The organism is Brevundimonas intermedia, from assembly GCF_004614235.1.
GTDB classification, from domain to species: Bacteria; Pseudomonadota; Alphaproteobacteria; order Caulobacterales; family Caulobacteraceae; genus Brevundimonas; species Brevundimonas intermedia_A.
In genome coordinates this window covers 16,663-31,828 of the sequence record NZ_SPVH01000006.1, presented here as the reverse complement: position 1 = coordinate 31,828, position 15,166 = coordinate 16,663, and the positions used below count along the sequence as shown (strand labels likewise).

Here is a 15,166-nt window from a genome sequence, read left to right as displayed (position 1 = left end):
GCGCCTTGCTCCCGCCCGCAACCCGCCTTATCCGGAAGGCCATGGCCGTTACCCCTCTGATCTGTCCGTCGATCCTCGCCAGCGATTTCGCGCGGCTGGGTGAAGAAGTTCGCGCGCTGGAGGCGGCGGGCGCCGACTGGATCCACGTCGATGTGATGGATGGGCATTTCGTGCCGAACATCACCCTGGGCCCCGACATCGTGAAGGCCATCCGGCCGCATACGCGCCTGCCGTTCGATGTGCACCTGATGGTCGCGCCGGTCGATCCGTGGCTGGAGGCGTTCCGCGAGGCCGGCGCCGATGTCCTGACCGTCCATCCCGAGAGCGGGCCGCACCTGCACCGCACCCTGGGCCGTATTCGCCAGCTGGGCGCCAAGGCGGGCGTGGTGTTCAATCCGGCGACGCCGCTGTCGATCCTGGAAGAAGTGGTCGACCTGGTGGATCTGGTGCTGATCATGTCGGTCAATCCGGGCTTCGGCGGCCAGAAGTTCATCGATAGTTCCCTGCGCAAGATCGCCGGCGCGCGGACCATTCTGGACCGCGCCGGTTCGGCGGCGCACCTGCAGGTGGACGGCGGCGTGACCTCGGCCAACGCCGGGGCCTGCGTCGCCGCCGGGGCCGATGCGCTGGTCGCCGGGTCCTTTGTGTTCAAGGGCGATTACGCGACCAATATCGCCGCCCTGAAAGCCGCTCCGGCTGTATCGTGAGCCCGCTCGGCCCCTTCGCCCCGCGCGGGCAGGAAACCACGCTGGACGTCGCTTCGGGCCAGATCCCCGGCCTGCCCGGCGCCCCGGTGCGCACGCCGGTGCGCTCGGGCGATACGATCGCGGGACCGGGCCTGTGGCCCGCCATCGCCGGGCGGGTGGCGACGCGACAGCTGTGGATCGAACTCTATGGCCTGCCCGGCTATGGACTGACCTTGGGCGGCGGCAAGGTGACGGCCTTCGCCGCCACGCCGCGCGACTTCCGCCCCCATGATCCGGCGCCTGGCCGCAATGTGCTGGCCGGACGTTTCATGCTGGCAGGGGCCTCGATGGAGGTCGAGGCGCCGTCCGATCCGTGGAACCGGCCCAGCCCCTCGCGGCCGTTCGCGGTCGAGCTTCACGCCTTCGCCTGGCTGCCGGGCTTGATGGCCCAGGGCGAGCGGGGCGCGCGCGAGGCGTTGCGTTTGACCCTGGCCTGGGCCGACGCCTTCGCCCGCTGGTCGCCCTTCGCCTGGGGCCCGGAAATCCTGGGGCGGCGGGTGGTCAATCTGGCGTGCGGCGCGCGGCGGATGGGCGCCGTCGCGACCGAGGCCGAACGGCTGAAGCTGGCCGACAGCCTGGCGCGCCAGACGCGTCAGCTGCTGCGTCCGCCCGGCGGGCTGGCCAGCCGGGCGGAACGGCTGACGGCGGCGGCCATCGGCGGCTGCGTCCTGGCCGGCGCGCCGGGACAGGCCTTGCGTCGTCGCGCGCTGGCTCGGCTGGACGGCGCCTTGAAGGCCACGGTCCAGGACGACGGCGGTCATGCCACGCGCAGTCCCGAGGCGGGGCTGGAGCTTCTGCTCGACCTGCTGACGCTGGACGACGCCCTGTCGCAACTGTCCGAGCCGACGCCGGACGGTGTTTCGGCGGCCATAGCGCGGCTGACGCAGGGCTTGCGCCTTCTGACCCTGCCCGACGGCCGTCTGGCCAGCTTCCAGGGCGGCGGGCCTTCGAGCGCCGAGCGGGTCGCGGCGGCCCGCGCCCATGACGACGAGGCCGCCCCGGCCAAGGGCGATCCCGCCCATTCGCCCGCCGGCACGGTCGCCGGCCTGACGCGCATCGCCAGCCCGCTGCTGACCATCATGGCGGATGCGGCCCCGCCGGCCCGAGGCGCCTGGGGCGCCGCCGCCTGCGCCCAGCCGATGGCGCTGGAGATCGCCTGTGGCAAGGACCGACTGGTCACAGGCTCGGGCTGGACCCCGGCCTCGACCGATCGCCAGGCCCTTCGCCTGACGCCCGCCCATTCGACCCTGACCCTGGGCGAGCGGTCGCTGAACGAGCCCCTGGGCGGCTGGAAGGGCGATCTGCTGGGCCCGCGCCTGGTCGGGCCGCCGATCCATGTGACGACGGGCCTGCGCGACGGCGACGGCGCCGTCTGGCTGGAGATGGAGCATGACGGCAGGAACGAGTTGTTCGGCCTGAACCACCAGCGGCGGCTGTATCTCGACCAGCGGCTGGACGAGCTGCGGGCCGAGGAGAAGCTGTTCCCGACGCCGGGACGCAAGGAGATGGTGCGCCAGATCGCGGCCCCCTACGCCATCCGTTTCCATCTGGAACCAGGGGTTCAGGCCTCGCTGGCGCGCGACCGCCGCTCGATCCTGCTGCGCGGCGCCTCGGGCCGGGGCTGGTGGTTCAGGACCGACGGTCCCGACGTGGCCATCGAGCCCAGCGTCCACATCGACGCCGGCCTGACGCGCCGCAGCTTGCAGATCGTGGTGCGCGGCTCGGCCCGGACCGACAGCGAGAGCAAGATCCGCTGGAAGCTGAGCCCGGCCGGCGCGAGCGGCGATCCGACGTAGAAGGGTGACGCAGCGCCGGTTTGGGTCTAGAGGGCGCGCCATCCTCCCCCCAGCCTTCACGGACGCCGCCTCATGCCCGCCGCTCCCGACTTTCCGCCCGCGCCCGATCAGGTGAAGCCGCAACGCGCCCTGATCTCCCTGTCCGACAAGGCCGGGCTGGAAGACGCCGCTCGCACCCTGCATGACCTGGGCGTCGAACTGGTCTCGACCGGCGGCACGCGCGGGGCGATCGAGAAGCTGGGCCTGCCGGTCAAGGACGTGACCGACCTGACCGGCTTCCCCGAAATGATGGACGGCCGGGTCAAGACCCTGCACCCCATCGTCCATGGCGGCCTGCTGGGCGTGCGCGACGCCGCCGACCATGCCCAGGCCATGACCGACCACGGCATCGGCGCCATCGATATCGTCTGGATCGACCTCTATCCGTTCGAATCCACCGTTGCGGCGGGCGGCTCGTTCGAGGCGGCGGTCGAGAACATCGACATCGGCGGCCCGGCCATGATCCGTTCGGGTTCCAAGAACCACGGCTATGTCGCCGTCGCCGTCGACGGCGAGTCCATCGGCCTGATCCTTGAGGCGCTGAAGGCCGAGGGTTCGACCGATCTGGCCCTGCGCAAACGCCTGGCCGCCCGCGCCTTCGCCCGCACCGCCGCCTATGACGCCGCCGTCTCCGGCTGGTTCGCAAGCCAGGTCGAGGACGTCGCCCCGGCCCGCAAATCCATCGCCGGTTCTCTGGCCCAGACCCTGCGCTACGGCGAGAACCCGCACCAGACCGGCGCCTTCTATCGCACCGGCGAGGCCCGTCCGGGCGTGGCCCATGCGACCCAGATCCAGGGCAAGGAGCTGGGCTACAACAACATCGCCGACGCCGACGCCGCCTATGAGCTGGTCGCCGAGTTCGAGGCCCCGGCCGTGGTCATCGTCAAACACGCCAACCCCTGCGGCGTGGCCGTGGGCAAGGACCTGTCGGAAGCCTATGCCCGCGCCCTGGAATGCGACGCCGTCTCGGCCTTTGGCGGCGTGATCGCTGTCAACCGGCCGCTGAACGGCGACGACGCCCGCGCCATCACCGGCATCTTCACCGAGGTGGTCATCGCCCCCGGCGCGGATGACGAAGCCAAGCAAGTCTTCGCCGCCAAGAAGAACCTGCGCCTGCTGATCACCGACGGCCTGCCTGACCCGTACGGGCCGGGCGAGGTCTTCCGCGCGGTCGCCGGCGGCTTCCTGGTGCAGAGCCGCGACCGGTCGCTGATCAAGCCGTCGGACCTGAAGATCGTCACCCAGCGCCAGCCGACGCCGACCGAGATCCAGGACATGCTGTTCGCCTTCACCGTGGCCAAACACGTCAAGTCCAACGCCATCGTCTACGCCAAGGACGGCCAGACCGCCGGCATCGGCGCCGGCCAGATGAACCGCCGCGATAGCGCCCGTATCGCCGCCATCCGCGCCAAGGAGGCCGGCGAGGCCAAGGGCCTGACCCAGTCCCTGGCCGAAGGTTCCGCCTGCGCCTCCGAAGCCTTCTTCCCCTTCGCCGACGGCCTGCTGGAAGCGGTCGCGGCCGGCGCTACGGCGGTGATCCAGCCCGGCGGCTCGATGCGCGACGCCGAGGTCATCGCCGCCGCCGACGAGAAGGGGATCGCCATGGCCTTCACCGGCGTGCGCGTTTTCAGGCACTGATGCTGGGAAGGAAGGGCGCTAACGCTCGCGACGCGGTCGCTCGCTGCCTGAGCGCCCTTCCTTGCGCGTCTTCGTGACTGGACGCGGATAACGGCCGGGGCCACTGTCGATTATCTGACAGATGACCGGAGCCCCTGCCGATGACCGTCCTGATCCGCCCCGAAGGCCAGACCGCCGACGATCTGAAGCTGAGCCGACGAAGCCTGGGGGCGCTCGGGGGGCTGCTGTTCTCCGGCTATGCGGTCGCGGCGCTGGCGAAGGAGGCCAAGCCGATCACCACCGACGACGCGGGTCTGGCCACGGAGACCGTGACCTATGCCGCGCCGGATGGGTTCCAGCTTCCGGCCTATGTGGCGCGGCCTGCGGGCGACGGGCCCTTTCCGGTGGTCGTCGTGGTGTCCGAGATCTTCGGCGTCCACGAATATATCCGCGACATCTGCCGCCGCCTGGCCAAGCAGGGCTATGCCGCCATCGCGCCCGCCTTCTTCAACCGGGTCGAGGATCCCGCGCCCCTGTCGGACATGCAGCGGATCATGCAGATCGTCGGCGCCGCGAACTATGAGCAGGTGATGGGCGATCTGTCGGCGACGCTGGAGTGGGCCAGCCAGCAATCGTGGGCCAAGGACGGCAAGGTCGGGATCACCGGTTATTGCTGGGGCGGCAAGGTGGTGTGGCAGGCGGCGGCCCGCTTCGCCGCCATCGGCGCCGGCGTGGCCTGGTACGGCCGTCTGGCGCCCGCCGCCGATGCGACGCCGGTGCAGATCTCGTCGGGTCAGCCCTGGCCGGTCGATGTCGCCGATGACCTCAAGGCGCCGGTGCTGGGCCTGTACGGCGGACAGGATCAGGGCATTCCGCTGGCCAGCGTGGAGCGGATGCGCGAGGCCCTGGCGCGCGCCGGCCAGACGGGCAGCCAGATCGTTGTCTATCCCGACGCCCAGCACGGTTTCCACGCCGACTACCGCGCCAGCTATTCCGAGACGGACGCCAGGGACGGCTGGTCCAAACTGCTGGCGACCTTCGATAAAGCGTTAAAGAATTAGGGCGTTACTGATGTGAAGGCTGCGGAGGGCGGCCTGAGTGGAGGGTTGGATATGAACGGATTGCGGCGTCGCGGGGCGGTCGTTCTGGGCCTGAGCCTGTTGTTCCTTCCGCTGGCCGCGTGCGGAGGCGGGGGAGGCGGCGGTGGCGGCACGATCACGCCCCCTGTTCCACCGCCCCCTCCTCCGCCACCCCCGCCTCCTCCTCCGCCCCCGCCGCCCCCGCCGCCCCCGCCGCCGCCCTCGGTGACATCGAGCGAATATCTGCGGAACTATGGCCTGGCCAATATGAAGGCCCAGGTCGGCTGGCAGGCCGGGGCGACCGGGTCAGGCGTCACCGTCGCCGTCGTCGATTCCGGCATCGCCAACACCTTGCCCGAGCTTGAAGGGCGGATTTCCAGCGCCTCGACCGACGTGGTTTTGGGCCGCAACACCCCCTATGTCGCGTCGAGCAGCCACGGCACACGGGTGTCGGGCGTCATCGCCTCGAACTTCAACGGTTTCGGCACGATCGGCGTGGCCTATCAATCGACCATTCTGTCGATCCGCACCGACATCTCGGACTGCACGGACGAGAACACCGAGGTCTGTTTCAGCAGTTCGGACCTGGTGCGCGCCCTGGACTACGCCGTCGCCAACGGGGTCAAGATCATCAACATGTCGCTGGGCGGCGACGGGCGGCTGGGCTCGGCGTTCGAGGCGGCGCTGTTGCGGGCCGTCAACGCGGGCGCTGTGATCGTGGCGTCATCCGGCAATGACGGCGAGGCCAATCCGGGATGGCCCGCGCGCTACGCCATCGATCCGCGCTTCGCCGGCAGTGTGATCGCGGTCGGTTCGCATGGCGCGACCGATGTGATGTCCAGCTTCTCGAACCGGGCCGGTGATACGGCGTCCGGCTATATTTCAGCGCCGGGCGAAGACGTCATCACCGGCTGCGAAGGCACGTCCTGCTGGCGGGTCAACGGCACCTCATTCTCGGCCCCACATGTTTCGGGCGCCCTGGCGCTGCTGATGCAGGCCTTCCCCAACCTGACCGCGCGGGCGGCCTTGGCCATCTTGGTCGATACGGCGCGTGATGCGGGCGATCCGGGAACCGACATCGTCTATGGGCGCGGCCTGCTGGACATGACCGGCGCCTTCCGCCCGGTCGGCACGACCTCCACCCCGATGGCGGACGGAAGCTCCATCGTCACCATCACCGAGCCGGGCAGTTTCGTCGGCGCGGCCTTCGGCGACGCCTTCCTGCGTCAGAGCGCGCTGAACACGGTGCTGTACGACGCCTATGACCGGATGTTTGCTGTGCAGTTGGGCGGGGCCTATCCGACGGCGCCCAGCCGATCCTATCAGGCCGCGCCCTTCGAACAGAACACCACCGCCACCACCACCCTGGCCCTGCCGGGCGGCGGACGGCTGAACCTGATCGCGGCCCAGCCCAGCGCGACGCCCGAACCCGTGGCGCCGCGTCACGACCTCTATGATGCGCCGTGGATGGGCGACGAACCGCGCCAGGAGGCGATGCTGGACCTGGAAACCGGCCGGATGAACTTCTCGGTCTGGCAGGGCAAGGGCGGGGCGGCGTCGCCGTTCGAAGGCTCGGCCGGCGATGGGTTCGCGTCCCTGGCCCAGGCCGATCATGCGGTGCGCGGCGCGATGCGGTTCGGCGCCGTTACCGTGTCGGCGGAAAGCGGCGGCGGCGACCGCCGCATGCCGCTGCGCCAGGTTGAACAGGACGCCTCGACCTATAGCCGGGCGGCGATCGGATGGCGGGGCGCCGAGGGCGGCCTGTCGTTCAGCGTCGGCGCCCTGGATGAACGTCTTGGGCCGTTGGGCGCCTTCCTGCCCGGCGGGTCGGACTTCGCCCTGCCGTCGCGCACCAGCTTCTACGCCGTGGGCGGCGACTGGACGCTGAGGCCGGGTCTGCGACTGATGGGCGAAGCGGGCATGGGGTCGACGCAGATCGAAGGGCGGTTCCTGTCGATGGATCAGGCGGCGATCAGTTCGAACTGGCGGCTGGGCCTGCTGACCGGCTGTACGATGGTATGCGACCGGATCAGCTTCACCCTGTCGCAGCCGCTGCGGATCGAGAGCGGGACCTTCTCGGCGCTGCTGGCCGATGTGCCGGTCGAGTATTTCGACCCGCTGACCTATTCGCGGCGCAGCTTCTCTGCGTCGCCCAGCGGTCGTCAGATCGACTTCATCCTGGGCGGCGAGCGTCGGCTGTGGGACGGCTCCAGCATGACCTTGCAGGCCGTGGCCAGCCGCGAGCCTCGCCATGTGGCGGACGCCGCGCCGGAGTTCGCCCTGATCGGAGCCTGGCGGCGTCAGTTCTGACCGACGCCGCCCGCTGATCCGGGATCAGGCCTTGCCGTCGAAGGCCTGACCTTCGGGCGCCTGCGCGGCGCCGTAGGGATTCTGGGCTTGCGCGCCCGAGCCCTTGGCGGCGACCACGACCATGGCGGGCCGAACGGTGCGGCCGAACAGTTCGAAGCCGGACTGCATGGTCTGGAGCACCGATCCGCCGGGCACGGTGTCCGACGGCTGTTCCATCATCGCCTGATGCAGGTGCGGGTTGAAGGCCTCGCCGGCTTCAGGCGCGACACGCTTCAGGCCATTGCTGTCGAAGGCCTGAAGCAGGGCTTTCTGCGTCAGTTCCAGCCCGGTCACCAGACCGGCGGTGGCGCCCTCGGCGTCCTTGGGCGCGGCCATCAGGGCGCGTTCCAGATTGTCGGCCACGCCCAGCAGATCCTTGGCGAAGCGCTGAATGGCGAAGGCTCGGGCGTCGTTCTGTTGCGTCTCCGAACGGCGCTTCAGGTTTTCCATCTCGGCGGCGACGCGCAGGGCGCGATCCTTCCACTCGTCGCGCTCGGCGATGACGGCGTCCAGGGGCGTCAGATCGTCCCCCCGATTTTCAGAAGGATGGGCGTCCAGGCCGTGTTCGGCGTCGGTCTCGGCCGCATCCAAGGCGTCGAATTCGTCGTTAAGGGGTTTGTCGCTCACTTGTCGTTCCCGTCCAGCATCCGGCCCAGCACCCGGGCGGTATAGTCCACCAACGGAATGACACGGGCGTAGTTCAACCTAGCGGGCCCTATGACGCCGATGGCGCCCAGAACCCTTTGTCGGCCGCTCATATAGGGCGCCGCGATCACGGCGGAACCCGAAAGTGAAAACAACCGTGTTTCGGCGCCGATGAAAATGCGCACGCCCTGGGCCGCATCGACGCCGTCCAGCAGACCGATCAGCTGCTCCTTCTGCTCCAGGTCGTCGAACAGGACGCGCACCCGTTCCAGGTCCGCCAGCCCCTCGCCGTCCTGCAGCAGATTGGCGCGGCCGCGCACGATCAGGGCGCGCTCGCGGTCCTGTCCGCCGGACCAGGCGGCGAACCCGTCCTCGACCAGGCGGGCTGCGGTCTGGTCCAGCTCGCGCCGGGCGATTTCCAACTCGTGCGTCATCTCGCGCTTGGCGTCGGCGAAGGGGCGGCCGCGCAGGCGGGCGTTGAGGAAGTTGGAGGCCTCGACCAGGGTGGACGGCGTGACGCCCGCAGACAGGGTCATGATCCGGTTCTCGACCGTGCCGTCGTCGGCGACGATCACCGCCAAGGCCTGATCCCCGCCCAGGGCCACGAACTCGACGTGCTTGACCCCGGAATCGCGCACTGGGCTGGAAACCACCCCCGCGCCGCCCGCCAGGCCGGACAAAAGGTTGGACGCCTCGTCCAGAGCGGATTCGAAGTTGCGCCCGCGCCCCGCCAGACGCCCGTCGATCTCGCGCCGCTCTTCTTGCGTCAGGTCGCCGACTTCCAGGAGGCCGTCGACGAACAGACGCAGGCCGGCGTGGGTCGGGATACGCCCCGCCGAGGTATGGGGCGCAGCCAGCAGCCCCGCCAGGGTCAGGTCCTGCATGGTGTTGCGGATCGAGGCCGGCGACAGGGCGATGCCCCCCAACGACAGGGTCCTGGATCCGACCGGCTCGCCCGTTTCCAGATAGCTCTCGACGATGCGGCGGAAGATGTCGCGCGCGCGTGCATCCAGCCCCGCCAGTCCCGCGAGAGACTGGGCGCCATCGAACGGCGGGGTTTTGGGGGCATACAGGCTCACGGTTTCAGGATAAGCACCGCGGCCTCGGCTTCCAAGGCCAGACTTCCAAGGAGTGCTCTCATGCGCCATTCGCAACGCACCGACGACCAACTGCGTCCCGTGACCATCGAGACCGGCGTCAACCGCTATGCCGAGGGTTCGTGCCTGATCACCTTCGGCCACACCAAGGTGCTGGTGACGGCCTCGGTCGACGAGAGCATTCCCGGCTGGATGCGCGGCAAGGGCCAGGGTTGGGTCACGGCGGAATACGGCATGCTGCCCCGCGCCACCCACACCCGCGGCCGTCGCGAAGCCGCCGCCGGCAAACAGTCGGGCCGGACGCAAGAGATTCAGCGCCTGATCGGCCGTAGCTTGCGCGCCGTCGTCGATCTGAAGGCCCTGGGCGAGCGTCAGGTCGTGCTGGACTGCGACGTCATCCAGGCCGACGGCGGCACCCGCACCGCCTCGATCACCGGCGCCTGGGTCGCCATGGCCTCGGCCCTGAACTATCTGCGCGACGAGGGCGTGCTGAAGTCGGATCCGATCCTGGACCAGGTGGCGGCCGTGTCGTGCGGCATCTGCAACGGCGTGCCAGTCCTGGACCTGGATTATGAAGAGGACTCCGAGGCCGAGGCGGATTCCAACTTCGTCCTGACCGGCGCAGGCCAGATCGTCGAGGTCCAGGCCACCGGCGAGAAGCGCGGTTTCTCGCGCGCCGAGTTCGACCGGCTGTTTTCGCTGGCCGAGATCGGCTGCACCGAACTGTTCGCCTTGCAGAAGGCGGCGCTGGCGGCCGTGAAGCGATAGGGGGTTTCGCCCTCGGTCGCAGGCGGGCATTCTTGTCCGGTTGGTCCTGACCGGAGACAAGTCCATGCGTCGATCCCAATGGCTTTCGCTTGCCGCCTGCGCCGTGCTGATGGCCGGCTGTCAGCCCTCCGGCCCCGGAGGGCCGGCGTCCAATGAGTCGGCATCGAACACCGACGTGATCGATGCGGTTCCTCTACAGCCGGAAACCGCCCCGGTCGCTCCGCCGGCTGCCAAGGCGGATGCGCCGGCTAAGGAACCGATAAAGCCCGCCGAGGAAACCCAGGCCACCATCCCCGAGGGGCCTGACCTGGCGCCTCAGCCTGTTCCGGTCAGCGAAGTTCCGTGTCGTGAATCCATCGGGGCCGCCGCCTCGGCCCGCCTGGTCGAGCGCTGCATCCAGGTCAGCCCGGCGACGCGCCCGCCCTGCAACGCCGCCAACCCTTGCGACCTGCTCCAGGGCGAGATCGACCGGTCCTGCAAGCTGTGGGAACGCGACGGCGATCCGCCGGCGGCGTGCAAGCCTTAAGGGCCGACCCTCAGCCGGCGGCGCGCACCGCGCCGGCGACATCGGCCACCACGCGTTTCACCAGCGCCTCGTCGTCGCCCTCGGCCATCACGCGGATCAGCTTCTACGTGCCCGACGGCCGCACCAGCAGGCGGCCCTGGCCGTTCAGCGTCGCCTCAGCGTCGGCGATGGCCGCCTTGACCGTGTCCGTTTCCAGCGGCTTTTCGGCGGTGAAGTGGACGTTCTCAAGCTTTTGCGGCACCGGATCGAACTGACGAACGGACAGTCACCAGCGAAGAGCGTGGGATGGGCGGTCGTCAGCCCGAACACAGTCGATCGTGATGCAATCGGATCAAAGGTGATCAAACGCCGTCAATCCGAGGGAATAACTCAGGGCGGGACAGACGCGATTTTGTCCGCAAAACTTCCGGCGACCGGTGGATGGTTCGCGGACAAAGCGGTCGCTGATGACAGGTTGCCCCATGGCCACGCCTCACGATCCTGATGATTTTCCATTTCGTCCGTCAATGACGGCGCACAGAGATCACTATCCCCGCGGGGCCGTCGGCATGCCCGGTAGTGCGACGGCGTCGATGCCTTTGAGAGCGAGAACACGAGACTTTGCCGCCAAGACAGTCGTGAAGCGGGTCCGGCCTGCCTTCCGGGGCGCCGGACCGTCGCGGCGCGTGTTCGTCAAGGTCAAGGTCGTGATGAGGACACCGAACGCGCGCGCCTCCCTGAAAGCCTGTGTGCGGTACTTCGGACGGGAGGGCGCTGGCGAGGAGGGCGCGAGGGCGGCGTTTTTCGGGCCCCACGAGGACCGACCGGACGCCAAGGCGGAGGTCGATCGGTGGGCTGATGACCGCCGTCATTACCGGATCGTCGTGAACCCGGAGGATGGACAAGAGCTCGCGGACGTCAGGCAGTTCGCACGTCGGATGATGAAACAGGTTGCGATCGACACCGGCACGCCGCTCGAATGGCTCGCCGTGACCCACTACGACACCGGACGGCCCCATCTACACATCATTTTACGGGGTGTACGTGACGACGGGCGCGACCTTGTCTTCAGCCGCGGTTATGCGGCGCAAGGCCTCCGCAGCCGGTGTGAAGCCCTGGCCACCGAGATCCTTGGCCCGAGATCCGACCGGACGGCCTCCACCCGTGATCTGACGGCGGACCGATTGACGGCGATGGATGACACGCTTTTGCGCAGGCAGGGCGACGGCAAGGTCAATCTTGAGGGTCTGGAAAGCGGAGAAAGAGCCAACGCCCTCCGCCGTCTGGTCCATCTTGAGCGTCGCGGATGGGCTCAGCGAGATAGCCAAGGCTTTTGGGCCGTCCCTGAAAATCTGCGCGGTATCCTGCGGAATGTCGGTGAACAGGAGGCGCGTGAAGCTGCCGCGACGCGCGCCATCTGGGGCGGCTTCTGGGGCGGGCAGACCGATCGCCTTGAACCGCTGAGTCTCTCGGAAGGCGAGGTGGTCGTTGGCGCATGCGCCGGCGTTCAGCCGCTCAAATGGCACAAGAAGGCGGCCCAGTTGCTCGTGCTCGAGACCATGGATGGACGTCTGGGGCATGTCCGGCTGGCGTCATTGGATCGCGTCATGATCCTGGATCGCGTGCCGGAGCGGGCCGTCATCGAGTTGCGGGGAAAGCCGTGGAGGGAGAGGGCTTCGGACCAGACCATCGCCCAGGTCGCGCGATTGAGAAACGGCGTTTACTCTGAAGCCGATCATCTTGCGGTCCGGCCCGCAGATCGGTCTGTTTTCATAGAGCGCCACCTTCGACGGCTCGAAACGATGCGCCGCGAAGGCGCGGTTGAGCCTCTGGGCGAAGGCCGGTTCGCCATTCCATCCGACTACGTCTCGCGGGCGCTGGTGGCGGATCAGGCGCGCCACGGTCCTGCCGACGTCGAAGTTCGCGTGCTCGACGTCAGGCCTCTCAACCTCCAGACCGCAGCGCGCGGCGTCACCTGGCTGGACCGGGTTGCTGGCGGCTTCGAACCTGATCCCGGCGTGGGCGCTATGGCGGATGAAGCCAGGAGGTTGGGACAAGAACGGGCTGAGATTCGAAAGGGGTGGGGGATCGGCGATGGCGATGGCTCAAAGCTGGCGATGCGCGCCTTGCTGAGTTCTGCGACCCGATCACGTAGATGCCGGGCCCGTGCTATCAACCACTCCAAATCTTCGACTGAGGCATCATATTGGTCGCTATAGCGCGCTTCGACATAAGCCCGTTTCAGCAGTTCGAACCGGCGCCGATCGAAACGGCTTTCACGCGGCCACGCCTCGACCAAGCTGGTGTTCACGTCCTCGGCTAGGGAGCGGAGGAACTTGATGTTGTGGGAGCGCGGAAAATAGAAGGTGTGGACGAGGAGGAAGCAGGCGTAGGCGGTCTCTACCGCCTGATGCAGGCTGAAGGCGGCCAGCTTGCGGAAGCCTTCGTCCGTGGCAGCCTTTCCAGTTTGGTATTCAGCCGTATCGATCCACCGCATGAGGTTTGCCGCCTTAGCTTCAAAATGGCGATCTGCCATTTCGGCAGCGGCCTGCGCTGTCATGGGCTGCGCGTTGCGAAGGGATGGCCAGGGATCTCGTAGAGCGCGATGCCGTCCCGAACGATGTCGGTCCAGAAGTACTCGCCGCGCCGCAGGGCTTCGTTCACCTCCTGAAGGTCATGGACGATCAGATTGACGGTACGGCCGACGGCCGGGTCGCGAAGGATTTAATCCTCGGAGTTCCACCAGTATTCGGCGATGTTGGTCAGTTTCTCGTGGTTGAACACGATCAGTAGGTAGAAGTCCGAGAGGTAGCCGTTCTCGGGTTCGTCGACCCAGTCCGTCCGTGCGTACGATCCGAACAAGATGATCTTGAGGATCTGGCCGCCGCGTCTCCAGCCGGAGTTGGCGCCGCCACCGCTTATCCTGGCCGCTTCAAATCCGGCAAGCAGGATGTCGCGAACGCGTGGAAGTTCACGCTGCTGACGTTCCGGCAGATGTTCCAGATCGGACCGCATAGGAAGAGTCTACCGTAAACTCAGACGCTGTGAACCGCGAAGTTGCAGGCACGAGCCGCATAGGTTCGTATATTGTATTGTGGGTCTCACTCTGCTGTTTTCACAGCCGCCGCAACTTCCGCCACCACGCGTCTCACCAAGGCCTCGTCGTCGCCTTCGGCCATGACGCGGATCAGCTTTTCCGTGCCTGACGGTCGCACCAGGAGACGCCCCTGTCCGCTCAGCGCCGCTTCGGCATTGGCGATGGCGGCCTTGACCGTGTCGGTCTCCAGCGGCTTTTCGGCGGTGAAGCGGACGTTCTCAAGCTTTTGCGGCACCGGGTCGAACTGATGGGCCAGTTCGCTCATGGGCTTGCCGGATTCGACCAGCACCGCCAGCACCTGCAGCGCCGCCATCAACCCATCGCCGGTCGTGGCGTGGTCGTGCAGGATGATGTGGCCCGACTGTTCGCCGCCGATGTTGAAGCCGCCCTCGCGCATCTTCTCCATGACATAGCGGTCGCCGACCTTTGATCGCTCCAGCGTCAGCCCTTCGGCGGTCAGCCGGCGCTCCAGACCCAGGTTGGACATGACGGTGGCGACGACGCCCCCGCCGGTCAGGATGCCGCGTCTGGCCCAGTCCAGACCGACCAGGGCCATGATCTGGTCCCCGTCCACGACTTGGCCCTTCTCGTCGCAGATGATCAGCCGGTCCGCGTCGCCGTCCAGGGCGATGCCGATGTCGGCGCGGTAGCGTTTGACCGCGTCGACCAGGGTCGCCGGATGGGTCGAGCCGCATTCGGCGTTGATGTTGGTCCCGTTTGGGGTCACGCCGACGGGGAAGACCTCGGCGCCCAGTTCGAACAGGGTGGTGGGCGCGACCTTGTATCCGGCGCCGTTAGCGCAATCGACGGCGATGCGCAGGCCCTGCAGCGTCAGGCGCTTGGGGAAGGCCTGTTTGGCGATTTCGATATAGCGGGCCTGGGCGTCGTCGATCCGCTTGACCCGCCCCAACTTGTTCGAGGGCACCAGGCCCTGGTCCAGGCCCTGGTTCATCATGGCCTCAATCTTCAGCTCGATCTGGTCCGACAGCTTGTAGCCGTCCGGCCCGAACAGCTTGATCCCGTTGTCGGCATAGTCGTTGTGCGAGGCCGAGATCATCACGCCCAAGTCGGCGCGCATCGACCGCGTCAGCATGGCTACGCCCGGCGTGGGAACAGGACCGAAGGTGCGCACGTCCATGCCCACCGACGCAAACCCGGCGACCAGGGCCGGCTCGATCGTGTAGCCGGACAGGCGGGTGTCCTTGCCGATCACCACCAGATGGCGGCGGTCGTCGTCGGTGCGGAACAGTTTTCCGGCGGCCAGGCCCACGCGTAGCGCGACCTCGGCCGTCATCGGATAGGTGTTGGCGCGCCCGCGAATGCCGTCGGTGCCGAAATATTTTCTATCGCCCAAGGCCTGGTCCTTTGTTTCGGGTAACGTTCCGAAACCCCTTTTTTGATGCGGCCCGCCTTAAGATTGCATAGACG

At 67.9% G+C, this 15,166-nt stretch carries 13 protein-coding genes and 2 pseudogenes; 9 read left to right on the top strand and 6 right to left on the bottom strand.

Annotation, left to right across the window (positions count from 1 at the left end):
- Positions 1 to 41: 41 nt before the first annotated feature.
- The 5 genes from rpe (at position 42) to EGY25_RS06500 (ending at position 7,587) form a co-directional block, all read left to right on the top strand.
- Entirely contained in the window at positions 42 to 707 is a 666-nt protein-coding gene (gene rpe, locus EGY25_RS06520; RefSeq protein WP_135194223.1) for a ribulose-phosphate 3-epimerase, read from the top strand.
- Positions 704 to 2,542, top strand: a complete 1,839-nt coding sequence (locus EGY25_RS06515; protein WP_135194222.1) for a heparinase II/III family protein — start codon at positions 704 to 706, stop codon at positions 2,540 to 2,542. The genes rpe and EGY25_RS06515 overlap by 4 nt, the downstream gene beginning before the upstream one ends.
- Before the next feature lie 72 nt (positions 2,543 to 2,614).
- A complete protein-coding gene (gene purH, locus EGY25_RS06510) occupies positions 2,615 to 4,219 on the top strand; it encodes a bifunctional phosphoribosylaminoimidazolecarboxamide formyltransferase/IMP cyclohydrolase (protein WP_135194221.1) in 1,605 nt (534 codons plus the stop codon).
- Between the two features lie 140 nt (positions 4,220 to 4,359).
- Positions 4,360 to 5,259, top strand: a complete 900-nt coding sequence (locus EGY25_RS06505) for a dienelactone hydrolase family protein (protein ID WP_135194220.1) — start codon at positions 4,360 to 4,362, stop codon at positions 5,257 to 5,259.
- 243 nt (positions 5,260 to 5,502) lie between these two features.
- Entirely contained in the window at positions 5,503 to 7,587 is a 2,085-nt protein-coding gene (locus EGY25_RS06500; RefSeq protein WP_245159470.1) for a S8 family peptidase, read from the top strand.
- Positions 7,588 to 7,611: 24 nt separating this feature from the next.
- Here EGY25_RS06500 and grpE read toward each other — a convergent pair whose 3' ends face one another.
- Together grpE and hrcA are read right to left on the bottom strand one after the other, a co-directional pair.
- Complete coding sequence (grpE, locus tag EGY25_RS06495) at positions 7,612 to 8,184, bottom strand: nucleotide exchange factor GrpE (RefSeq protein ID WP_245159469.1); 573 nt, start codon at positions 8,182 to 8,184, stop codon at positions 7,612 to 7,614.
- A gap of 65 nt (positions 8,185 to 8,249) precedes the next feature.
- A complete protein-coding gene (gene hrcA / locus EGY25_RS06490) occupies positions 8,250 to 9,344 on the bottom strand; it encodes a heat-inducible transcriptional repressor HrcA (protein WP_135195544.1) in 1,095 nt (364 codons plus the stop codon).
- A gap of 66 nt (positions 9,345 to 9,410) precedes the next feature.
- Between hrcA and rph the strand changes: the two genes are divergently transcribed.
- Together rph and EGY25_RS06480 are read left to right on the top strand one after the other, a co-directional pair.
- Positions 9,411 to 10,136, top strand: coding sequence for a ribonuclease PH (gene rph / locus EGY25_RS06485; protein WP_135194218.1), 726 nt, complete (start codon positions 9,411 to 9,413; stop codon positions 10,134 to 10,136).
- Positions 10,137 to 10,200: 64 nt separating this feature from the next.
- Entirely contained in the window at positions 10,201 to 10,662 is a 462-nt protein-coding gene (locus EGY25_RS06480; protein WP_135194217.1) for a hypothetical protein, read from the top strand.
- A 10-nt stretch (positions 10,663 to 10,672) separates the two neighbouring features.
- Here EGY25_RS06480 and EGY25_RS06475 read toward each other — a convergent pair.
- A pseudogene (locus EGY25_RS06475) lies at positions 10,673 to 10,918 on the bottom strand (phosphoglucosamine mutase); the annotation flags it as partial.
- A gap of 190 nt (positions 10,919 to 11,108) precedes the next feature.
- On the opposite strand from EGY25_RS06475, the gene EGY25_RS16770 reads away from it, so the two are divergent.
- Positions 11,109 to 12,860, top strand: a complete 1,752-nt coding sequence (locus EGY25_RS16770) for a DUF3363 domain-containing protein (protein ID WP_432417370.1) — start codon at positions 11,109 to 11,111, stop codon at positions 12,858 to 12,860.
- Here the strand turns inward: EGY25_RS16770 and EGY25_RS16945 are convergent.
- Positions 12,839 to 13,072 (bottom strand): annotated as a pseudogene (locus tag EGY25_RS16945) (HEPN domain-containing protein); the annotation flags it as partial. The gene EGY25_RS16770 and the pseudogene EGY25_RS16945 overlap by 22 nt on opposite strands.
- Between EGY25_RS16945 and EGY25_RS16765 the strand changes: the two are divergent.
- Positions 13,010 to 13,240 carry a hypothetical protein gene (locus EGY25_RS16765; protein WP_245159378.1) on the top strand — a complete coding sequence of 77 codons (231 nt, stop codon included), beginning with the start codon at positions 13,010 to 13,012 and terminating at the stop codon, positions 13,238 to 13,240. The pseudogene EGY25_RS16945 and the gene EGY25_RS16765 overlap by 63 nt on opposite strands.
- A gap of 125 nt (positions 13,241 to 13,365) precedes the next feature.
- Here the strand turns inward: EGY25_RS16765 and EGY25_RS16650 are convergent, their stop codons facing one another.
- Both EGY25_RS16650 and glmM read right to left on the bottom strand, forming a co-directional pair.
- Entirely contained in the window at positions 13,366 to 13,656 is a 291-nt protein-coding gene (locus EGY25_RS16650) for a hypothetical protein (RefSeq protein ID WP_209308007.1), read from the bottom strand.
- A gap of 86 nt (positions 13,657 to 13,742) precedes the next feature.
- Entirely contained in the window at positions 13,743 to 15,092 is a 1,350-nt protein-coding gene (gene glmM / locus EGY25_RS06455) for a phosphoglucosamine mutase (RefSeq protein WP_135194214.1), read from the bottom strand.
- Between the last annotated feature and the right edge of the window lie 74 nt (positions 15,093 to 15,166).